Origin of the sequence: Synechococcus sp. R5-13 (assembly GCF_047462015.1) — a bacterium.
In the GTDB taxonomy this organism is placed as follows: domain Bacteria; phylum Cyanobacteriota; class Cyanobacteriia; order Thermostichales; family Thermostichaceae; genus Thermostichus.
Genome location: NZ_JANSIL010000105.1, coordinates 1 through 21,198 on the forward strand (window position 1 = coordinate 1; position 21,198 = coordinate 21,198).

21 protein-coding genes, 1 tRNA gene and 1 riboswitch are annotated in these 21,198 nt (G+C 60.1%); of the genes, 13 read left to right on the forward strand and 9 right to left on the reverse strand.

What is annotated here, in order from left to right:
- Positions 1–717 precede the first annotated feature (717 nt).
- Both ftsZ and NW840_RS08520 read left to right on the forward strand, forming a co-directional pair.
- Complete coding sequence (ftsZ, locus tag NW840_RS08515) at positions 718–1,833, forward strand: cell division protein FtsZ (protein ID WP_414343649.1); 1,116 nt, start codon at positions 718–720, stop codon at positions 1,831–1,833.
- Between the two features lie 69 nt (positions 1,834–1,902).
- On the forward strand, positions 1,903–2,880 hold the full coding sequence (locus NW840_RS08520) for a D-alanine--D-alanine ligase family protein (protein ID WP_414343651.1): 978 nt from the start codon (positions 1,903–1,905) through the stop codon (positions 2,878–2,880).
- Positions 2,881–2,922: 42 nt separating this feature from the next.
- Here the strand turns inward: NW840_RS08520 and NW840_RS08525 are convergent, their stop codons facing one another.
- Complete coding sequence (locus NW840_RS08525) at positions 2,923–3,420, reverse strand: hypothetical protein (protein ID WP_414343653.1); 498 nt, start codon at positions 3,418–3,420, stop codon at positions 2,923–2,925.
- Between the two features lie 170 nt (positions 3,421–3,590).
- Between NW840_RS08525 and bchM the strand changes: the two genes are divergently transcribed.
- The gene (bchM, locus tag NW840_RS08530; protein ID WP_414343655.1) at positions 3,591–4,256 is read left to right on the forward strand and encodes a magnesium protoporphyrin IX methyltransferase; all 666 of its coding nucleotides are present in this window, start codon (positions 3,591–3,593) and stop codon (positions 4,254–4,256) included.
- 140 nt (positions 4,257–4,396) lie between these two features.
- Here bchM and NW840_RS08535 read toward each other — a convergent pair whose 3' ends face one another.
- From NW840_RS08535 to NW840_RS08550, 4 genes are all read right to left on the reverse strand, one after another.
- Positions 4,397–5,125, reverse strand: a complete 729-nt coding sequence (locus NW840_RS08535; protein ID WP_414343657.1) for a HEAT repeat domain-containing protein — start codon at positions 5,123–5,125, stop codon at positions 4,397–4,399.
- Positions 5,126–5,231: 106 nt separating this feature from the next.
- Positions 5,232–6,002, reverse strand: a complete 771-nt coding sequence (locus NW840_RS08540; RefSeq protein ID WP_414343659.1) for a peptidylprolyl isomerase — start codon at positions 6,000–6,002, stop codon at positions 5,232–5,234.
- Positions 6,003–6,078: 76 nt separating this feature from the next.
- Entirely contained in the window at positions 6,079–6,834 is a 756-nt protein-coding gene (locus tag NW840_RS08545; RefSeq protein WP_011433684.1) for a hypothetical protein, read from the reverse strand.
- A gap of 82 nt (positions 6,835–6,916) precedes the next feature.
- Positions 6,917–7,870, reverse strand: coding sequence for a DUF1517 domain-containing protein (locus NW840_RS08550; protein ID WP_238376757.1), 954 nt, complete (start codon positions 7,868–7,870; stop codon positions 6,917–6,919).
- A 201-nt stretch (positions 7,871–8,071) separates the two neighbouring features.
- Here NW840_RS08550 and NW840_RS08555 point away from each other — a divergent pair, with 201 nt between their 5' ends.
- The 3 genes from NW840_RS08555 (at position 8,072) to nusB (ending at position 12,098) form a co-directional block, all read left to right on the forward strand.
- On the forward strand, positions 8,072–8,932 hold the full coding sequence (locus tag NW840_RS08555) for a Cof-type HAD-IIB family hydrolase (RefSeq protein WP_414343661.1): 861 nt from the start codon (positions 8,072–8,074) through the stop codon (positions 8,930–8,932).
- An 11-nt stretch (positions 8,933–8,943) separates the two neighbouring features.
- Complete coding sequence (locus tag NW840_RS08560; RefSeq protein WP_414343663.1) at positions 8,944–11,103, forward strand: ATP-dependent helicase; 2,160 nt, start codon at positions 8,944–8,946, stop codon at positions 11,101–11,103.
- A 119-nt stretch (positions 11,104–11,222) separates the two neighbouring features.
- Positions 11,223–12,098: a transcription antitermination factor NusB gene (nusB, locus tag NW840_RS08565; RefSeq protein ID WP_414331399.1), complete on the forward strand. Its 876-nt coding sequence runs from the start codon at positions 11,223–11,225 to the stop codon at positions 12,096–12,098.
- 5 nt (positions 12,099–12,103) lie between these two features.
- Here nusB and NW840_RS08570 read toward each other — a convergent pair whose 3' ends face one another.
- On the reverse strand, positions 12,104–12,547 hold the full coding sequence (locus NW840_RS08570; RefSeq protein ID WP_414331397.1) for a DUF29 domain-containing protein: 444 nt from the start codon (positions 12,545–12,547) through the stop codon (positions 12,104–12,106).
- A 143-nt stretch (positions 12,548–12,690) separates the two neighbouring features.
- A tRNA-Gly gene (locus tag NW840_RS08575) sits at positions 12,691–12,762 on the reverse strand.
- Between the two features lie 236 nt (positions 12,763–12,998).
- On the opposite strand from NW840_RS08575, the gene ssuE reads away from it, so the two are divergent.
- The 6 genes from ssuE (at position 12,999) to NW840_RS08605 (ending at position 17,770) form a co-directional block, all read left to right on the forward strand.
- Positions 12,999–13,526, forward strand: coding sequence for an NADPH-dependent FMN reductase (gene ssuE / locus NW840_RS08580; protein ID WP_414331394.1), 528 nt, complete (start codon positions 12,999–13,001; stop codon positions 13,524–13,526).
- A gap of 232 nt (positions 13,527–13,758) precedes the next feature.
- A riboswitch (Glutamine riboswitch) is annotated at positions 13,759–13,840 on the forward strand.
- A 79-nt stretch (positions 13,841–13,919) separates the two neighbouring features.
- On the forward strand, positions 13,920–14,093 hold the full coding sequence (locus tag NW840_RS08585) for a DUF4278 domain-containing protein (RefSeq protein WP_414343665.1): 174 nt from the start codon (positions 13,920–13,922) through the stop codon (positions 14,091–14,093).
- Positions 14,094–14,382: 289 nt separating this feature from the next.
- Positions 14,383–14,622 carry a preprotein translocase subunit SecG gene (secG, locus tag NW840_RS08590; RefSeq protein ID WP_011433676.1) on the forward strand — a complete coding sequence of 80 codons (240 nt, stop codon included), beginning with the start codon at positions 14,383–14,385 and terminating at the stop codon, positions 14,620–14,622.
- Between the two features lie 12 nt (positions 14,623–14,634).
- Positions 14,635–15,288 (forward strand): YqiA/YcfP family alpha/beta fold hydrolase, encoded by a 654-nt coding sequence (locus NW840_RS08595; protein ID WP_414343667.1) that lies wholly within the window; start codon positions 14,635–14,637, stop codon positions 15,286–15,288.
- Between the two features lie 66 nt (positions 15,289–15,354).
- Positions 15,355–16,089 (forward strand): HAD family hydrolase, encoded by a 735-nt coding sequence (locus tag NW840_RS08600; protein WP_414343669.1) that lies wholly within the window; start codon positions 15,355–15,357, stop codon positions 16,087–16,089.
- A gap of 37 nt (positions 16,090–16,126) precedes the next feature.
- Entirely contained in the window at positions 16,127–17,770 is a 1,644-nt protein-coding gene (locus tag NW840_RS08605; protein ID WP_414343671.1) for a gamma-glutamyltransferase family protein, read from the forward strand.
- A gap of 5 nt (positions 17,771–17,775) precedes the next feature.
- On the opposite strand, the gene fabG is transcribed toward NW840_RS08605, so the two are convergent.
- On the reverse strand, positions 17,776–18,537 hold the full coding sequence (gene fabG / locus NW840_RS08610; protein WP_011433672.1) for a 3-oxoacyl-[acyl-carrier-protein] reductase: 762 nt from the start codon (positions 18,535–18,537) through the stop codon (positions 17,776–17,778).
- Between the two features lie 321 nt (positions 18,538–18,858).
- On the opposite strand from fabG, the gene NW840_RS08615 reads away from it, so the two are divergent.
- Entirely contained in the window at positions 18,859–19,353 is a 495-nt protein-coding gene (locus tag NW840_RS08615) for a DUF3531 family protein (RefSeq protein WP_414343673.1), read from the forward strand.
- On the opposite strand, the gene NW840_RS08620 is transcribed toward NW840_RS08615, so the two are convergent.
- Complete coding sequence (locus NW840_RS08620; protein ID WP_414343675.1) at positions 19,354–21,117, reverse strand: sulfatase; 1,764 nt, start codon at positions 21,115–21,117, stop codon at positions 19,354–19,356.
- Positions 21,118–21,198: the final 81 nt, after the last annotated feature.

Genomic DNA, 21,198 nt, shown 5'->3' on the forward strand with positions numbered 1-21,198 from the left:
CTGGGGTGGTTTACAGCACCCCCAATCGACCGTTACCAGTGCCTTAAACAACCGTTTCTGGTGTCCGCAGCGTTATTATAGCATTCCTCCCGACATCGACCCTACGGGTACAGTGCGGGGCTCCTGCAATTTCTAGCTGAATGCAAGTCCGGATCCCTGAATCTCTACAGGATGCCAAAGCCTCAGTTCTACAAAGTGGCGCTCTATCAGCCTTTGGCTGGATAGGGAACTCTTCGCCTTAACTGGGCCTTAACTAGGGCCAGACTCTTGTACCGAAACCTCCCTTTGGACCCTTCTTCCCCTGCAAGGGTCTAAGTATTCGAGAACACCTATTCTTACACACAAAAGCTTCGAGACAAGTTCAGAGAGAAATGCCTCTAGGCAAGAAAGGCTACCTGAGATTCTGCCGACAGGCGTCTTTAGGAGGGCCGTATTCAGCGGGAAGATTCACAAACGTCGGCAGCGTTGGCATCTGGAGGGAGTTGCTCTATATTAAATCAGCTAGCATATTCGATATTTACCAGAATTTAAGTTATTGTGAGAGCTGACATGCCATCCAATTGGTCAGACATCCATCCTCTCAATCCTGGGCAAGGGTTGGGTTCAGCCCAGTCTGCGCCTTCCCATTGGAATGAGCGCCGCAGGGGAGAAGGCTCTCATGCCGAGTATGAGAGGAACGGATCTCAGACCAGAGCGGCGGATCGTCCAGAGGAGATCATGCCGAGCAATGCCGCAAAGATTAAGGTTGTAGGCGTGGGGGGTGGGGGTGGCAACGCGGTCAGTCGGATGGCGGCCAGTAACCTCGTGGGCGTCGAGTTTTGGAGCGTCAATACCGATGCGCAGGCCCTTGCCCAGTCCTCGGCAGTGAACCGCTTGCAAATTGGGCAGAAGCTGACTCGAGGCTTGGGTGCAGGTGGTAACCCGGCTATTGGCCAGAAAGCGGCAGAAGAATCCAGCGAAGAAATAGCAGCAGCCATCAAAGGGGCAGATCTGGTCTTCATTGCCGCCGGCATGGGGGGAGGCACGGGCACGGGTGGAGCACCCGTCATCGCCCAAATTGCCAAAGCCAGTGGTGCCCTGACGGTGGGAGTGGTGACACGGCCTTTTTCCTTTGAGGGCAAACGCCGCAGCAAGCAGGCCGAGGAAGGGATCCAAGCGCTGCGGGAGGCAGTTGATACCCTGATTGTAATTCCCAATGACAAGTTGCTTTCGGTGATCTCCGAGCAAACCCCTGTCCAAGAGGCTTTTCGCGTTGCTGATGATGTGCTGCGGCAGGGGGTGCAGGGCATCTCGGATATCATTCTCATCCCCGGCATGATCAACGTGGATTTTGCCGATGTGCGCAGCGTGATGGCCGATGCCGGCTCTGCCTTGATGGGAATTGGCATGGGATCCGGCAAGTCCCGCGCCCGCGAAGCCGCCATTACCGCTGTATCTTCGCCGCTTTTGGAAACCTCCATCGAAGGGGCTAAAGGTGTCCTCTTCAACATTACCGGTGGGCCGGATTTGTCCTTGCATGAGGTCACGGTGGCTGCCGAGATCATCGCCGAGGCAGTGGATCCCGAGGCCAACATCATCTTCGGCACCGTCCAAGACGAGCGCATGCAGGGGGAAGTGCGCATCACGGTCATCGCCACCGGTTTCCAAGAGAAAGCCCGTCCAGCCGCCATCCCTGCTGCAACCAAAGTTTCTGCCTCCAACAAGTCGGGGGTTCCCAAGCCCACTCCCACGGGCTCTGGGCTGCCGCCTCGACAGCCTCCGGAGCCTGAGCCGCCGATGTCTGGAGGCTTAGATATTCCCGAGTTCTTGCGCCGCCGACGGCCCCCTTCGTAGGGTAGGGTGAAGGTATGCTGGTATCTTGGTGCCGGTTGTTGAGGGTGGGGAGTGCTTTGGGGTTAGGCCATGAACATTGTTGTCTTGGCGGGGGGGCGTTCGGCAGAACGTCAAGTCTCTTGGGTAACGGGTAAAGCCTGCAAACGGGCTTTGGAGGACCTGGGCCATCGGGTCAAGGTAATCGACCCAGATGAGGATCTGCCTCTGCGCCTTTGGCAGGAACGGCAAGCCGGCTGCGACTTCGTTTGGATTGCCTTGCATGGCCCTGGTGGCGAGGATGGGGTGGTACAGGGAATGCTGGACTGGCTGGGCCTGCCCTACCAGGGATCCGGGCCGCTGGCCAGTGCTCTGGCCATGGATAAGCTGGTCTCCAAGCAGATCTTTCGCGCCGCGGGGATCCCTACCCCCGATTGGCAGGTTTGGGACGACCAAAGCCCCCTCACTTGGGCTGACTGTGCGGCAGAGTTGGGATCCCCACTGGTGATTAAGCCCAGCAACAACGGCTCGACGGTGGGCATCAGCATTGTCCGGGATGAGAGGTCATTTGCTCAGGGGCTGGAGTTGGCCCGCTCAGTCTCGTCGCGGATTTTTCTGGAGCGCTATGTTCCCGGAAAGGAGATCACCCTCTCGATCTTGTCCGGCCAAGTTCTTCCGGCCATTGAGATCATCCCCGCCCAAGGCGACTTCTACGACTACGAAGCCAAGTACGCACCCGGTGGCTCGCGGCATTTGATCCCCTGTTCCCTCAGCCCGGCAGGGTTGGCCCGCTGTGAGGCGGCAGGTCTGAAGGCCTACCAGGCGTTGGGGTGCGAAGGCTTGGCGCGGGTGGATCTGCGGGTGGATCCCGAGGAAAATCCTTGGGTGTTGGAGGTGAATACACTGCCCGGCATGACCCCCACTTCCCTCTGTCCCGATGCGGCGGCAGCTCTGGGGTGGACGTTCACCGAGTTGGTGGAGCGAATGCTGCAGGATGCCTTGCAAAAAGCCCAATTGACCGGATCCCGGCGTTCTCAAAGTCCATCGGCGACCCTCGGCAACGCTCCCTGAGGCTTTTCCCAAGACAAGAACAAGAACCTTTACCCAGCTCTTTCAGAGAAGGGCAACCAGCAAAAGAATCACCCCAATTCCAACAATCAGTACAGCTCCCCCCAGCCACACCCAGGAGATGCGGGACCTGCTGCCTATGTCGGTTTTCCCGACAGGATTCTCCGGCGCAGGTTCAGGCTTTGAGTTGACCGAATCCGGGGCAACAACTGTCAGATCCTGCAGTAGGCGATCGCCTTTTTTTTCCAACAGAACTGTGGTTTCTTCTGAGGCCAGCAGCGGGTTCAACAAGGGGGCCGTTTGCTCCCACTCGTATTCAGAATGTCCCGACTCACGCCCGTACACCGTGACCTGCTCTAAGCCGGGCAAGCCCAACGCCCTGAGCTCCACCCGCACCCGCTCCGTGAGATGGGGGTAGTCCACTCGGGCCGAGGAGGATCGATTCAGAAGAACATGCAGATGACCTTGGCGGCGTTTGACCGCGATTTTGACCGGGGCAGCCAACCGAGCCTGCAACGCTTGGGCAATCTCAGCTTCGGTCATGGTGCAGCATCCAAGGTGTGCGGGCTAATTCTAATACAATCCTAGAGCAACCGTGCAGAGGGCTACGGGGGCTCGGGGTAGAATGAGATGCGCATGGGTGAAGAAATGCCGGGTCTCGACAGAGCAGGGCGTTCCTCTTTTCTCTCGCCGGATCCCTAGCCGGAAGTTCTATGCAAGAGAAAACCATTGTCCGCGATTACTTCAACTCCGTTGGCTTCGAGCGCTGGCGGCGCATTTATGGTGAAGAAGAAGTCAATTTCGTCCAAAAAGACATCCGCCTTGGCCATGCTCGCACAGTAGAGACGGTGTTGCAGTGGTTGGGGGATCCCTCGGGTTTACGCATTTGTGATGCCGGATGCGGGGTGGGCAGCCTCAGTTTGCCCTTGGCCACCAGAGGGGCGCAGGTGTTCGCCAGCGACATCTCGGAACAAATGGTGAACGAAGCACGCCGCCGCCAGCAAATGGAGTTGGGATCCACAGACAACCCACACTTTTGGGTCTCGGATCTGGAGGAATTGACGGGGGAATACGATGTCGTCATCTGCCTTGATGTGATGATCCACTACCCCGAAGCCGAGGCCCTGCGCATGCTAAAGCACCTGACCCGCCTGGCTCGGTCCCGCCTGATCTTCAGTTTTGCCCCCAAAACCCCCTGGCTGACGCTGCTGAAGAAAGTGGGAGAGTTCTTCCCCGGCCCCAGCAAAACCACCCGCGCCTATCAACACCGAGAGGCGACCTTGGTGAGCCAATTAACCGAATGGGGCTGGAAAGTGCAGCAGCGACAAACCATTCGCAGCCGCTTCTACTTTGCTTGGCTCCTCGATCTGGTTCGGTGACACTCGATCTGGTTCGTTAAACGGGAATGAAACATTTTCGTCTAGCTCCCCTCTCCCTCTGGCACCGAGGCTGGGAGTAGGGGCAGCAACGTGGAATGCTTGGGGAGTGTCTCAATCTAGTTTAAAAATGACTATAACGATCAGCTGAGGTTATCCAGTTGCTCCAGCAAATCGGGATCCGCCAACTTTTGTAGGGCAAGCCGCGCGTCATCCCGCACCCCCCAATCGGGATCGCGACTGGCGCTGGTCAGCAATTGCCTTGTTAGCATCGTGTAAACAATGGGATCCTCGAGAGCCAGTTTCACCTGTTGCCCCAGGATCCCTAAGCTCCAGGCACAGTTGCCGCGTACCGCTGCGATTGGATCTTGAGCCAAGCCCCGGCAGAGAGCTGCGACCACCTCATCCAATGCCGGGCCGGGCAACGCCTGCGCCTGAGCCAATTGTCCGAGGGCACTGGCAGCCCACAATCGCACTGCCGCGATATCCCCGGCCAACACTTCCAGCAACACCGGGTACGCCCGCGGATCCTTGGCATTGCCCAACGCCCACACCAAGCCTTTGCGCACATAGCCGTTCCAATCCCAGCGCAAGCCCTCGATCAGCACCTCCACCTCAGCGGGATCCGGATTCCGACCTAGGGCATAGGCCGCTCCCACCCGCACCAACGGGCAGGGATCCCGGACTAGGGCCAGCAGGGGTTTAACGGCGCGGGGTTCTTCGATCTCACAAAAAGCGCGGGCCGCCTGCATCCGCAAATAGGGATCCGGATCCTGCAACTGCTGCAGCATCAGCTCCACATCCACCTCCGGCGGCGAGTGAGGTGGCAGCTCGTCTAGGGGCTCAAGGGGGGAAAAAGCGTCTTCTTGCATGAAAGGGTGCCCAGGTGTTGGCGGAGGGGACGAGGGCAAAACTTGCCCTTCCTCAAGGCAAAAGCCAGAGCCACAACAACCAAACCAGCAGCAGAGTTGCTGCCCATCATAAACTGCCGGGATCCTCCATCTGATCTGCTCTTTCCGGTTGGGATCCCGGAACCCTGAGCAAGTCCGCTCCTTCCAACACCCGCGCCGAGCGGATCACATCTCCCACCTGCAGGCGATCCACCCACTCCATCCCCTCGATGACGTAGCCGAACACGGCATAGCGCCCATCCAAAATCGGCAGAGCAGCGAGGGTGATGTAAAACTGGGAAGAGGCCGAGTCAAGTGGGCTGGAACGGGCCATGGCCACCGCCCCCAAGCGATGGGGCAAGAGCAGCTTACTCAAAGCAACGGGATCCTGGATCAAGGTGTTGTAGCGGGGGTAGGGTTCCCCACGCAGCTGAATTTCCAGGGGGATGGTGCGCAGGCGGTTGCTCCCCGGCTCTGTTGCACCCCCTGTACCGTCACCACGGGGATCCCCACCCTGCACCACAAAAGGCTGCGGATCCTTTTCCACCCGATGGAAGGTGAGGCCATTGTAAAAGCCCCGCTGAACCAAATCCACGAACTGGCCGCCGGTCAGGGGTGCCGCTTCCCCGTGGATCGCCAAGATCACCTTGCCTACCCCCTCAGCAGTTTGCACCTCCATCTCCACCACTGCCTTCCCTTGCAGTTGCGGGCGGCTAGCATAGGCCGCCGGGATCCCAGAGGGGGATTCTGACAAGGGGGGTGTACTGCGACAAGCCAACAGCCCGAGACAGAGGTATCCCAGAACTAAGCCCACTCCCACTCTGCAGCGGCTCATTCGCCCCAGCTTGGCGAATTTCATCTGCCCCTTCTCCTTCAATCCAATCTCCCACCCTCCAGGCGCTGCTCAACCCAGCAGGGATCCCTATCCAGGTGATTCAGATCCGCTGCGACAGCCCCAACTGCAAGGTAACGCTTTGAGCGCCATTGCTCACCCTCACACCGTAGGGGCTGATGGCGGTAACCCGCCACTCTGCTTTTACCGCATGGCCAACAGCCACCTGCCGCACCACGTTGTCGATCAAGATCAGAGCCTTGGGGGCACCTGGATCGTGGATCAATCCCACCAGCTTCATCTGCGGCAGAGGCTGGGGTGGGATCCGCGCTGGCACCGGAGGCGCAGGTACCCTGGGGGGAGAGGGAAGACCAGCCCCTCTTGAAGCAAGAGGAGCGGCAACAGTCGGCGGTTTTGCCGGTTCGACCAAGACAGCCTTTGCAGAATCCTCAGGTGGAGCTTTGGGGTTTTCATCCACATCAGCAGCAGTGGGAAGCAAGGGCTCCTGGTGAGCATCGGAATGGGAAGAATTGGGTGCCTCAGCCAAGGGATCCCGAGTGGCCTGCGAAAAAACCACCGCCCGCGGGCGCAGGGTCATCCAAAAAGCCAGACCTGCCACCAAGGTAGCGGCCAAAGCCATACCCAGCAGTAATCCTCCGGCAGCAGAGAAGCGCCGGGAAGGCAGTGGGGGCCGTGTGCCGAGGTAAGGATATTCGCCGGCTTCTGACAGCCCCTCTTCCAAGCTGTTCTCCAAATCCTCGAACAGCTCATCCAACAGAGAATCTGCCTGCTTGACTTGGCCAGACCATGCCCAAGGGGAACGACGGCCTCTGCCCGCTGAAGCATCTAACCCGGACATACAACCTCCCTAGCCTGAGCGGCGGGGATCCCGAGGAGTTGAGACACTCAGCCAACAGTTGCCGTCTATCGCCCAAAGGCTCTCAAAGGAGCCGCATTTCCGGGTACTCGGTCAACAGCGCCTCTGCCGACAGGGTGTCTCCCTCCAACTGCGGCGTCCACAGCACTTCGATGGCCACAATCCGATCTGCCGGAATCGAAGCCAGCTGCAACAGGCACTGCCGCAGATCCGCCATGGAGTTAACTACAGGTAGTGTACCCAAGTTACCACGATACGCAACCAGTAGAGTTACCAGCAGGTACTCGCCAACATCTGGGATCCCAGCAGCAGATCGCTGCAGCGCCGCTTGGGAGACTTGTTGGATCTGGTTGTTGCGGTTGCTGAGGCTTTCGACGCTGAACTTGCTCCGTTCTTGTAAAGAGGCTTGATAGAACAGGGATTCGGCGCGGGAGAGGGGCAGCTTCTCCGCTTGGGCATGGCCATAGGCCCAGTAGTCGCTGTAGCGCATCAAGCCAAGGGTGACCTCTTGCAACAGTTGGCTCAGCCCTTCTGGCGACTGAGTATCCGCCTCCAGAGCCAGGGCGTTCATGTCTTTCTGCAGTTGCCGGGCGCTGGCCAGCAGTCCCACTTTTACCTGCGCAACAGTTACCTGGGGATCGCGAACCCCAATGCTATCGTCCCCTTCTTCGGATCTGATCCCCGAGCGCAGCGTCTGCACCAAAAAGCTACCTGCCCCAACCAAGAGCAGCAGCGTCAGCAGGCCGCCACCCCCCCCTCCCCAGAAAAAGGGCACCAGCAGCGGAAAACCAAAGCCGCCTCCATAGCTGGGGTAGACAGGAGCTGAGTAGTGCGGGCCAATCGAGCGGGGGGCAGAGAACGTCGGAGACCGGAAAGATCCGCCGCCAATGCGACCGCCACTGCGTGCCCAAACAGCGCCTATGGGAGCCAGGGCCAAGGTCAAGGCCAGGGCAATGGCCAGCAGAGGCCGGCAGACGCGACCGATTCGTTTCAGCATGATCACAATGTTTTCGTCCATCACGGGGCTAGTCTTTCTTAATTCTACGCTTTCTCGTTGGCGGGAATAGGGGCGGAAACCGATCCCCCACCCGGCCATCTCACTTGTTCAATTCTTCTGTGTTGATTCTTTGTGTACTGAGCCGGCCAATGACCGTCAACCAATCGAGGCAGAGCCATGCTACGGTCTGGAAGGTTGCCAGGAGGAGGGCAAACAACAGCAATGCAAACTCAGGCTAACGTCCAAGCCGAGGAAAGAGAGCGGGCATCTTCTCCACCCCGTGCCCAGATTCGGCTGTTGGTGGTGGATATCGATGGCACGATTGCCGGGCCTTCCAACCAGGTTTCAGAGCCGGTTCGGGAGGCCATTCAGAAGGCCAAAGCAGCAGGGGTGCGAGTAGCCATCGCTACGGGTCGCATGCATCGTTCTGCCGAGCGGTTCCACTACGCGATTGGGGCCGATATGCCCCTATGCAGCTACCAGGGGGCTTTAATTCGGGATCCCGATAGCCAAAAGACCCTAAAGCACTGGAGCCTGGACTGGCCGCTGGCCGAGGAGTTGTTGCAAGCGTTGCAGGATCAGCCGGTGGGGGTTCACCTCTACATCGATGACCAGCTCTACTTACGGGAGCTGAGCCCTCTCAGTCAGGCCTATGCTGAGCGCTCTCAGGTGCCGTTCCAGATGTTCTCTTCCGCCCAATACGGACGAAGCCCCACCAAGATCCTGGCTGTTTCTGAGGATACCGAGTTCCTGCAGGAATTGCAGGGATCCCTGCGGCGGCGGTATTCCCCTGACCAGCTCTACCTCACCCGTTCAGAGCCGATTTTTCTCGAGGCTACCCATCCGGCGGTGAACAAGGGCAATGCCGTTCGTTTTTTGGCCGAGGAAATGCTGGGGTTGTCGGCGGAGCAGGTGATGGCCATTGGCGATGGCGACAACGACATTGAGATGCTGCGGTATGCGGGGATCGGGGTGGCGATGGGAAATGCCTCGCCTGCTCTGTTGCCCCATGCCGACTGGATCGCCCCTTCTGTAACAGAAGACGGGGTGGCGGCGGCCATCGAGACCTTTATCCTGGGCTAGGCAGGGATCCCATGCTGGGTCTGGCTTCTTCTCCCTTTCCTGAGGTCACCCTGCGTCCGGCGCAGCAACAGGCGTTGGCCTACCAATCGGGGCCGCTGGGGATCGCCGCCGTTCCGGGGAGCGGCAAGACCTTTATTCTGGAGCTGTTGATCGCCGATTTAATTCTCAATCGGGGGATCCCACCGGAGCGCATCGGGGTGTTCACCTACATGCGTTCGGCGCGGGGCAACTTGATCAGCCGCATCAATCAACGTTTGCAACGGGCGGGGTATCCGGATCGCTTTACCCAGGCCTTTACCCTGCATTCTTTGTCGTTGCGGGTGTTGCGGGAGGCCCCCAGCCGTTGGGAGGAGCTGTCTATTTTGGAGGGATACGAACAGGAGCGGTTGCTCAGCCGCCTGTGCCGCGCTTGGCTCGTCCGCCATACTCAGCTCTGGGAGCCGCTGATCCCCGGCGACAACAACCCGCAAAAGATCGCCCAAAACCGAGCCCAGTTCCGGCGCAGTTTCCAGCAGATGGTGCAGGTGGTCATCAGCAGGGCCAAGAATCTGCGCCTGGGGCCAGAAGTGATCCCCAGCGAGGGCTATCTGGGCTGGGCTGCTCCCATCTACGCCGGTTATCAAGCGGAATTGCGTCGCCTGGGCAAGTTAGACTACGACGACCTGGGCTGGCAAGCAGTGGATTTGATCGAGGGCAGTCCAGAGCTGCGGGAGCAGGTGCAGAACTGGTACGACTACCTGTTCGAGGATGAGGCCCAAGACAGTTCCCCCCTGCAGGAAGAGCTGCTGCGGCTGCTCAGCCAACGCACCGGCAACCTGGTGCGGGTGGGGGATCCCAACCAGAGCATCATGGGCACCTTTACCAGCGCCGAGCCGCGGCTGTTTCGCGCCTTTTGCCAGGCCAGTCCTCAGGTGGTGCTCTTGGATGAATCCAGCCGCAGCGCCCCCCAGATCATCGCTTTGGCCAACCGCCTGGTGGAGTGGGTGAATCAGCAGCACCCCATCCCGGCTTTGCGCACCGCTCTGGCCCCCCAGCCCATTCAACTGGCCACCTCCGGTGGCCAAAACCCCCCGGCCAGCGAGGGTGGTGTGGACTTTCTGCGGGTTGTCGGATCCCCGGAAGAGGAGCTGCAACAGGTGGCGCGGCAGGCCATTGCAGCCGCCCAAGCTTTTCCCGGCCAAACGGTGGCCATTCTGGTCACCACCAACGAGCTGGGGGGCAAAGCCCTCAGCTATCTCCAGGAAATGGGAGCGGAGCGGGTGATCGATCTGTTGCGGGGCAGTCCCAGTCAGCGGCGGGTGTTGTTGCAGCTCAAGGGAATCATCGACTGGTTTGCCCAGCCCACTGCCCCCACTCGCTTGGCTGCTGCTGTGGATTGCTTGGCGGATTGGGCGGGGATCCCACGTGCTGAACTGGGACCGATGTTGAGCTGGATCCGCGCCTCTCTGCCGGAGCGGCTGCTATTTCCCAACTTTGGTGAGGCTCCCGCTCTGCCCGATGGCCCGCCTTGGCAGAACTTGGGCAGGCTGCTGCGCACCCTTGCCGGTTGGCTCCGGGCCGGGCGCTCCCCTTGGCCGGAGGTGCTGAATGTGATCGTTCAAAGCCTCTACCGCAAGCCGGAAGAGCTGTTTGTGGGTCGCTATGTAATCGATCAGCTGGAGCAGGTGCTGGGATCCCTGCCCGAAACCGATTGGCAGGAGATCGCCCAAGAATTTCAAGTGATTCTGGATCACCGCCTCAACAACTTGCCTTCGGAGATCTTCGCCTTCGACCCCGAGCCGGGCAGCATCACTGTCACGACTCTGCATCGGGCCAAGGGGCTGGAATGGGATCAGGTGTTCATCCCCCAGGTGTCGGCCTACGAGTTTCCCACCCAGTACGGGGAGCGAACCCTGGGGCTGAAGTTTTTGGATGAAGTGGATATGCAGGCAGAGGCCCTGGCTCAGTTGCGACAGCTCAGCCCCAAAGGCGGCTGGGATCTGCAGGCCGACTCGGCCACCAAGCAAGCCTTTTTGGACTTGGCAGCGGAGCGGCTGCGGCTGCTGTATGTGGGCATCACCCGCAGCAAACGACGGCTCACCCTCTCGGTATCCAGCCAATCTCGCTTTGGCACAGAGCAGAGTTCATCTTTGGTGTTTCGGGTGTTAAGTCGCAGTTTTAGGGCCGGTTGACCGGGTGAGTCTCTCGTTCTTCATGGATTGGCAACCTGCTAGCATGGCTAAGCCCGATAGCGCTTGCGCGCCGCCTTGCGGCAATGGGGCAGTCTTTCAGAAGCTATGGATATTCTGCAATGCAACCTCGGCGTATTGCCCGCGAACTGGCCCTGCTGGGGGTCAATCAACTGCCAGCCACGGCGGCCAAACTGAGCGAAAAACAACTGGAGGACTTGCTGCTGGCAGCCATCCGCGCCCTGAGTGAAGAGACCCATGAAACCCTCTCCACAGCGGCGGCGGAAATCCAGCGCAGCGACCGTTTGTTGCACGAGAGCGATCCTCTATTGTTGGCCGATTCGGATCCCAAGGAAGAGGGTGGATCCCGCTCCGTCACCCTCCGCCTTCAGCAGGCCCAACGACACCTGCAGCGCCTGGAAATCACTCTGAAGGAGGCGGACGTTCCTGACCCCAATGCCTTACGGGGGGAATTGCTGGAGCTAATCCAGCAGGTGCAAGTGGCCCTCGGCAACGCCGGCCAAGCCTTAGAACACCTGGAACAGCGGCTGCACAGCGTCCGCCACATCTTGGATGAGGTTGTCCAGTTGTCCCAAAGAGCAGTCAACCGGGTGGGCGTTGCCCTGTCCATGCCGGAACTGTTGTACATTGCCCAATCCCAAGAAGTGCGCGCCTACGCTTTGCAACTGTTAACTGCCCTGCGAACCCACAAGGAGGCGATTGATGCTCGTTTGCAAAAGGCTTTGGTGGGTTGGCAATTGCAGCGGGTTGGTCGGATCGAACGAGATATCCTGCGCCTGGCGGTGGTGGAGATGGAAATACTGGCCAGCAGCCCCGTGAAGGTTGCCATCAACGAAGCTGTAGAATTGGCCAAAAAATACGGGGATCCTGAGGCCGCTGCTTTCGTCAACGGAGTGCTGCGACGGGTAGTGGACAGCCAGATGGAGACCCACCGGGGTCGGGATCCCTCCCTCCCTGGTTCTGGTTCCGGGGGCTGAGCAGATCACTGGGGATCTTCCTTGCCAGGATAAAAGTCGGGATCCATCACCTGCTCAAATGTGTAGGGACACTGGGCAGGCAGATCTGCTTCAGACAATGGTGTTTCTCTCACCACCAACAGGATCCCGTCCTGGTGAGCCTCTTGCAGGGCTGCCGAAAGATCGGGCTTGAGGCTGGGACTGTCTTTGAGCAATCGCTGGATCTGGCGGCGTTGTTCAGTAATCGTTGCCCGCCAACTTTTGCCTCGCAGGTGGGGTTGCAATTGCCACTTCAGCAAATGCCCTACCAGGATCCCCAGCCGGTGCAGCAATTCCCGGCGTTCTTGCCTGCCCAAAGCCTCGATTTCCTCCACCAAGTTGGCGATATCCAGTTGATCCCACTGCCCCGATTTCAGCAGTGCGGCTTGCTTTTGCGTCCAGGCATAGAAGTCGTACTCGTAAAGTTGCATGCTTCATTGCCTAACTGGGCACTGGCCAAGGAGATCTTACTGACCCCGAACTACCCCTTTTTACCTTGAGCTCATTGATTTCCCGGACTAGGCCAAGCCCAGGAATGCTTGCGGAAAGCGGGTTTTGCCGGTTGGTTGGGGAAAGCGGGCGATGAGACTCGAACTCACGACATCCAGCTTGGGAAGCTAGCGTTCTACCACTGAACTACGCCCGCGTAAATCAATCTCAAGTTTAGCAAGCTGAAACCCTTGCTGAATCTAACCTATCACGTTCCCGACCCCTTGAGTAGGTGGGGAGTTGGGGGGGGGCATATTTTGCCCGCAATTTGACCAGCAGGGAATGACGTCGAGAGACAAAGCTATCGTGCATGCTGGGGCAGGGCGAGAGTGGGTTAATCATCTTTCACATGGGATCCCTGGTACAACTGAGGCAGTATTCTGTCTGCGGCCTATGTCCAGCATCCTCCTGCTCTCCGGTAGTCCCAGCACTCCTTCTCGCTCAGAAGCCGTTTTACATCACGCTGCCGGGATCCTGTCCGATCTGGGATTGACCACTCAGTTTGTTTCGGTGCGGGATTTGCCCCCAGAGGATCTGGCACTGGCCAAGTTCGATAGCCCTCAACTCAAGGCAATTCAGCAAAAGGTGGCCCAAGCTACCGGGATCGTCATCTCTGCTCCCGTTTACAAAGCCTCCTATCCAGGTGTGTTGAAGGCACTGCTGGATTTGCTGGATCAAGACGCCTTTACCGGTAAAGTGATTCTCCCCATTGCCACCGGGGGAACCCTGGCCCATCTGCTGTCCATCGACTTTGCGATGAAACCTGTGCTGGCGGTGATGGGGGCAACCCACATCCTGAGAGGGGTTTATATCCTGAGTTCTCAAATTCAGTTGGACGCTGCCGGAACACTACAGCTAGAGGCCGACATCGAGGAACGTCTGCGAGCAGGGCTGCAGGCACTTGCGCAGGCGGTGAAATAGAAGAAATCAGAATTTTGCGGAGACTGGCCGAATACGGGATTGGTGCCCTGGGCCCGGAACCGGTTGCGGCAATCTATTCCGAAAAGTGCATAGGTGATTGCCCAGTCAGGCCCGAGAAGCCGCGGAAGAGCCGACGGCAAGGGATCCCTTTTGCGGGTATGGCCGGATTAAATTTCTATAAATCCCCCAAAAAACCTGCAAAACCGTAAGTTATGATACAGACATAGGATAAATCGTTCATCTCTGCAGTTGGCTCACCAGTGGCCTGGAGCTGTGCAGAGACGGAAGTAGGGGTCTTCCCGAAGGAACGCGCCTCAACTGAATCGCGCCACTCTTTCCGTGGCGTAGGGCCCAACGACAACAAACTCAACCCTTCGTTGATGGAGGCGATATATGAAACTCTCTTTCCGTGGCAACACCTTTGACTACGTTCCTGCGCATACTCAGCTCAGCGATGAGGAGTTGCAGGCTCAGTATCGCGGTCAAGCCTTCTGTGTGCACCACACCAGCAAGAAAGCGATGCCTCACCCTCATCAGCCCCTGACCTACCGGGGCGTAAGCTACTGAGGTGAATACTGTTTGCCCTTGTAGGTGAGGTGGGGATCCTCTGGAGATCTCCATAGAGATTCGGAAAAGACCGAGCGGCCCCGTTTGGGGTCGTTTTTTGAGGCAAAGCAACACCCCCAGAAGGAGCAGCACCCGTTCCACCTGAGAAGCAAGTAGATGGGTCTGGGCCTGCCGAGTTGAGTTTGAACGAGTTGAGTTTGAAATGGGAGCGATGCCGAGACAGGGTGCGCTAAGATGCGGTTCCAAGCGATAATGGCCTTAGCAACTTGCCCTACAGGGATCCGCTGCGATGGAAGCGTTTTTCGAGTTTCTCTGGTCGGCTTCGGCCATCTTGCTGGTGATCTTGGTGCTGCTGCACAGCCCTAAGGGGGATGGGTTGGCGGGCATTGGCGGGCAGGCCCAGCTGTTCTCCAGCTCCAAGAGTGCTGAGCAAAACCTCAACCGCATCACCTGGACGGTAGCGACCCTTTTCCTCTCCATCAGCGTGGTGTTGGGGGCGGGCTGGCTCTCGGCAGCCACAGGGCCATAGGGATCCCTTTCCGTGTTGGCGATTTACCTGCATGGATTCGGCTCTGGGCCGCAGTCGGCCAAGGCAACTTTCTTTCGGCAGCGGCTGCAGCAGGTGGGGATCCCTGTTCAGGTGCCTGATCTGAACCAGGACAATTTTGCCCAGCTCACCTTGACCCGCCAGATCCAGCAGGTTTCCAGCCAGCTTGCCGAGATGAACTACCCCCCTGTCACCCTCATCGGCTCTAGCTTGGGGGGCCTGGTGGCTGCTTGGGTTGCCGAACGACAACCTTGCGTGCAGCGCTTGGTGCTCTTGGCGCCGGCCTTTGGCTTTTTAGGCCATTGGCTGCCGCGGCTGGGGGCAGAGGCGGTGGAGACTTGGCAGCGAACCGGACAACTCATGGTGTTTCACTACGGAGAAGGCCGCCCTCTCCCTTTGGAGTACGGCTTTGTCGCCGATGCCCAGCGCTACCCGGATGGGGGGTTACGACGGCCTGTGCCCACCCTAATTGTGCACGGGATCCAAGACGACACCATCCCCATTCAAGCCAGTCGAGACTATGTGGCCCGTCGCCCCTGGGCCCAACTGGTGGCGGTGGAGAGTGACCACGCCCTGACGGATGTGTTGGATCCCATCTGGCAGATCACCAGCCGCTTCTGCGGGTGGGGGATGGAGACGGGGCAGTAGGGTTGTTAAGAGGATCCCTGTCCCGTGCTTGCCCATTCGCGAAAGCGTCGCGTAGCGATAATGTCTATGCAATCCAAAGTGCTGTGCCTACAACAGGGGAAGGCTGACGTGACTGCCGGCTTGCTCTTCGATATGGACGGGGTGATTGTGGATTCGGAACCAATCCATGCCCGCGCCGGGGCCATTGCCCTGCAACGCTGCCACCTATCCCTGGATTTGGCCCCCATCTCCCTGCAGTTCAAGGGGCGCACCGACCGCGACATGTTCGAGTACCTTGTCCAACACCAGACGGACACCCCACCTGCAGAACGGCCCCTGCTGGTGCAGCGCTTGATCGAGGAAAAGGCCAAGGCTTTTGGCGAGCTGCTGGCAGAGGTACCCCTGGTGCCGGGGGTGCTGGAGTTTTTGGCGGCCAGCCGCCAGCGCTTTTCTGCCCTGGCCGTCACCACTTCGGCCATCCGCCGGGATCAAGCGCAGATTTTCCAGCGCTTCGACCTGCACCGCTGGTTTGACGCGGTGATTACCGCCGAAGACATTCAGCGGGCCAAGCCCGACCCAGAGCCTTACCTGAAAACGGCTGCCGCTGTGGGGTTGGATCCGGCGTTGTGTTGGGTGATTGAAGATTCTACCCATGGGATCCGCGCCGCTAAGGGGGCTGGCTGTTTTGCGGTGGGCCTCACCACGGCTTTCACCGCCGAGGAACTGCGCCACGCCGGGGCAGATGTGGTGGTGGACAGCTTTGCGGAGTTGGCCGCACTCCTGTTCGCGAGAGCGTCGCGTAGCGATAACCTGCCTGTGTAGGGAGCCCAGCCCATTCGCGAGAGCGTCGCGTAGCGATATGCCAGCACCCACTTTTTTGCGGCAGGCCCTGGATCGCTATCCGTTTGCTTCGCGGCGACGGGTGGTGATGGGCAGACAGGGATCCGTGGCCACCAGCCAACCTTTGGCGGCAATGGCGGGCATGGAGATGTTCTGGGCGGGCGGCAATGCTGTGGATGCAGCCGTGGCAATGGCGGTGGCTTTGACGGTGGTGGAGCCAACCTCCAATGGCATTGGCGGCGATGCCTTTGCTCTGGTGTGGGAGGGGGGGGAGGAGGGTCAGCTGTACGGGTTGAATGCTTCCGGTCGCAGCCCAGCCGCCCTGACGCCGGAGCGGTACCGGGACCATGGGCGGATCCCCCCCTACGATTGGTTAGCGGTGACGGTGCCGGGGGCAGTTTCCGCTTGGCAGACCTTGCACCGGCGCTGGGGAAAGCTGCCGTTCGAGCGTCTGTTTGTGCCTGCCCTTCGTCTGGCGCAAGAGGGATTTCCGGTCTCTCCCCGGGTGGCCCAACTGTGGCAGGCGGCGGAGTCCATCTATTTGCCCCTGCCAGATCCCCGCCACGACGCCTTCAAGGCCGTTTTCTTTCCCCAAGGGCGTGCCCCACGGGCTGGGGAGCGCTGGAGCAGCCCCCTGCATGCCCAAACCCTGAAGGCCATTGCCCACAGCGGGGGTGAGAGTTTTTACCGGGGGGAGCTGGCGGAGAAGTTGCTGGCTTTCTCGGAAGCTAGCGGCGGCTTTCTTTCCCCCGCTGACTTGGCCCAGCACCAGGCCGATTGGGTGGAACCCATCCATACAGATTACCGCGGCTACACCGTCTGGGAGATCCCCCCCAACGGGCAGGGCATTGCCGCTTTGATGGCGCTCAACCTTTTGGAGGGTTTTGAGCTGGGTCGGATCTCCTACGATGCCGGCGAGCGCTATCACCTGCAGATTGAGGCAATGAAGCTGGCCTTTGCCGATGTGAGCCGACAGGTGGCGGATCCGGAGTATGTGCGGGTCAGTCCTGCCCAGATGCTGGATAAGGCTTATGCACAGCGGCGGCGGCAGTTGATCGGGAGGGAGGCGATCCCCCTGGCCCAGCCAGGGCTGCCGGAGGGGGGAACGGTTTACCTGGCTGCAGCTGATGGTGAGTTGATGGTGTCTTTGATTCAGTCGAATTTCGATGGCTTCGGCAGTGGTCTGCTGGTTCCGGGCACGGGCATTGCTCTCCACAACCGCGGCACGGGTTTCACCCTGGAGCCCGGCCATCCCAACCAGGTGGGCCCCCGCAAGCGCCCCTACCACACGATCATCCCCGCTTTTCTATCCAGAGAAGGGATCCCCCTCGGCCCTTTTGGTGTCATGGGGGGGGCAATGCAGCCCCAAGGCCATGTGCAGGTGGTGGTGAATTTGGTGGATTACGGCCTGAACCCCCAGGCGGCTCTGGATGCGCCCCGCTGGCGAGTGCTGTTGGATCAAGGGATCCCGCAGGTGGCGCTGGAGAGCACGGTGCCGCCCCAGGTGGTGCGCGAACTCTCCGCCCGCGGCCATGCGGTGCAGGTGGTGGAGGCAGAAGAGGATTACGGTCTTTTTGGCCGGGGACAGATCCTCTTGCGGGATGGGGATCACTTCATTGCGGCTTCCGAACCCCGTGCCGATGGCCTAGCCCTGGCGTGGTAGAGTGCCTAGCTCATCACCATGCCACCATCGATGGCAAAAACCTGTCCCGTGATGTAGGCCGCCGCCGGATCTGCCGCCAAAAAACGCACCAGCCCCGCCACTTCTGCCGGGGATCCCAGTCGCCCCAGGGGGATCTGCGCCAAAATCGGGCCAGGATCCAGTTTTTCGGTCATTTGGGTGGTGATGAACCCCGGTGCCACGGCGTTGACGGTGATGTTGCGGCTGGCCAGCTCGCGAGCTGCTGTCTTGGTGAGGCCCACCACCCCTGCTTTGGCGGCGCTGTAGTTGGCCTGGCCGGCATTGCCCACCAAGCCCACCACCGAGGTGATGTTGATGATGCGCCCCTGGCGCTGCTTCACCATGATCTTGGCGGCTGCCTTCAGGCAGAGAAAGACCCCCGTCAGGTTGAGATCCAGCACCGCCTGCCAATCTTCTGGCTTCATGCGCAGCAGCAGGGTGTCGCGGGCCATGCCGGCATTGTTCACCAGCACATCCACCCGACCCCACCGCTCCATCACCTGGGCAAACAGGCTCTCCACCGCCTCTGGGCAAGACACATCGGCGGCCACAGGGATCCCTTCTCCCCCCAGGGCCGCGATCTCCTCCACCAGGGACTCGGCTTCGGCAGCGGAGCGGGCGTAGTTGATCGCCACTTTTGCTCCAATGGCCCCCAGGTGCAGGGCAATCGCCCGGCCAATGCCCCGGCTGGCTCCGGTGACCACAGCCACCCGGTCTTGGAGGGAAGGCAAAGGGAGAAGCTCAGACATAAGCGGCAGGTTCCTCGTGATTCGGACAGCGTGATTAGGACAGCCGCAACAGTATAGGATGCTTTGGGGCCGTCTGGCTGCCACGGACTTCCCGGCAACCGCCTGCGCCATGTCCGTCCTAACCGCCGATGGCCTCGGCAGGAGGGATCCCGTGGTTCCAAGCGGCCACCCTGACGGCAAGATTTGTTGCTGGAGGGATTCGCATGGCACAAAAGTGCAGGAGCTTTGGGCGTTGCACCAATGGGTGAGCAGAGCCAGATTAAGATCAGAAGCTGGGCCCCATCGCGTCAGCGGGCCGTAGGCCTTGCAGAGGAACTGTCCATGCAAGTGGAGTTTCGCGAGTGCGATCCGGGAAATCTGTGGATCTGGTTTGAGTTTGCCGAGCCGCCGGTCGAAGCTGAGCTGGAGTACCTCAACGAGGTGCTGGAGTCGTGGTACGTGCTGGGCAAACTGGGCGGATTTAACGCCGAGCGCCTGGTGGCCCAAGAGGCCGAGGTGGATCTGAGCTATCTGGAGTATCCCAACGAATCGGATCCCTTGCCTTCCCTAATGCACAACATGGGATCCCTGGAAGAGAAGGACAACTGGGCCCGCTGCTGGTTTGATCTGGGCACCGCCGATGCGATGGCGCTGGATGTGTTGATCAACGCCCTGCGCACCCTCAGCCTGGAATACATCGGCCTCAGCCGCGTGATTATCGGCGGGCAAAATGAGGATTGGCCAACGGCGGATCCGGAGGAGATGGATGACATGGATGACTACGATCTAAACGGCTATGTGCGGGATCACAGGGAGGAGGAAGGAGGGCTGGAATAGCTACTCCAAGTAGCCCAGCTCCTGCATCTGCCGCACCAAGTCGGCATCGCTTTCCACATTCACCTTGCGAGGAGCCGTGCTAGGCCGCCGGGACTCTGCCCAGCTCACCCAGGCTCTCAGCCCATGCTGTAGGCGAGCCAGCCAAGCCTGGGGCCAGCCGGTCTCCACCGCCGACCCGTCGTGACAGCGCTGCGGGTCCACATCAGGCAGAGAGGAGACAGGATCCCCGTTGCCGACCCAAAGCAGATCCCGCAGCTCCGCCGGATCCTGCTCCAGGTTGTAGAGGCTGGGGCGATCCCCCGTTTGGATGAGCTTGGTCATCCCCTCATAAAGGGCACGGCGGATGTCGTAACAGGCACGCGCCCGCAGCAGGCTGTCGTTACGGCTTTCCATAGCCCGAATGAGGAGGTGGGGCGGGAAGGCTTCGCTGAGCACTGTTCCCTGCTCGGGATCTTCCCCTGCCAAGGTGCGGGCCAAGCTGAGGCGGGCGACCTCGCGGCGGAGCTTGAGGCTGACACAGGGGGCACCGTTGGGGGAAAGGTTGGGGCTAAAGCCGGCAGCTTCCAGGAGGGTATGGAAGAGGCGGCGGGTGGAAACGGGGGTGGCAATGCGTTTTCCTGCCGGGAAGTGGCCGGGATAGCGCAGGATGAGGGGCACGCGGATCAGCTCTTCGTAGACCACAAAGGCGTGGCCGACGAAGTCGTGTTCTCCCAGGCCTTCGCCGTGATCGGCGACGATGGCCACCAGCGTGTTCTGCTCCAGGCCGGTGTGGCGCAGGGTGTCGAAGACGGATCCCAGTAGGTGATCTTGGTAGGCCACCTCAGCATCGTAGATATCCCGCAGCACCTGCGCTTGCAGTGGAGAAAGGGGCTGCGGCAGGGGCGCCATCCAGCGGTAGGGCTGGGCGTTGTATTGGCGCAAAAAGTCGCGGGCCTCGCGGTTGCTTTTGAAATAGGGGGCGTATTTCTGCACAAAGGGCTCCGGCGGCCAGTAGGGCAGATGGGGCTCCATCAGGTTGACAAAGCAAAAGAAGGGCCGTGCTCCGGGATCCGACCGGCGGCGGGCCATCTGCTGCAGGTAGCGGTTGAGGTCGGCAATCGAGGCGGCGGTGTTGCCTTTGAAGTTGAGCAGGCGGGTCCAGAGGGAGGCAAACCAGGGGTGCAGCGCCAGCTGGAAGAGGGTGTCGGAGCGGGCAAAGGCGTTTTGCACCGGGTAGGAGAGCCGACGCCAAAATTGGGTGTAGGCGGCCAGCCAGCGGTTTAGGGGGGCGGGCAAGGGGGTGCCTTCGGGGGGGCGGGTGGGCAGAGCGCCACCGTAGTTGTAAAAGGTTTCAAAGCCGCGCCGCAAGCCGTTTTTCAGGATCCCCACCAGAGGGTTGTTGCAAAAGCCCACAGTGGTATAGCCGCTCAGCTGCAACAGCTCTGCCAGGGTGGGCAAGGCGGGGCTCAGCTCCAGATCTGCTTGGACAGTCTGGTGGGTGCTGGGATATTCCCCCGTAAACAGGGAAGCGTGGGAGGGGATGGTCCATTGGGCAGGGGCGATGGCCCGCTCGAAGAGGGTGGATTCGGCAGCCAGCCGATCCAGGTTGGGGCTGGTGGGCAGTTGGCGGGCACGCTCCGCTTCCGACCAGTAGCAGGAGAGACGATCTGCCCGCTGGGTATCCAGCACGATCAGCAGGATGTTGGGGCGTTCTACGGCAGCAGCGCCGGCCCTTGCGGGGGAATGTCCTGTTTGCGTCAGCGAGACGGAGTCCTTAAAACTCACCACAACCCACCTGATACGTTTCTTAAAGTATCCCTATCCTGCCATGCTCTCGGCCAGCTTTCTGCTTCCCCCACCGCCTCC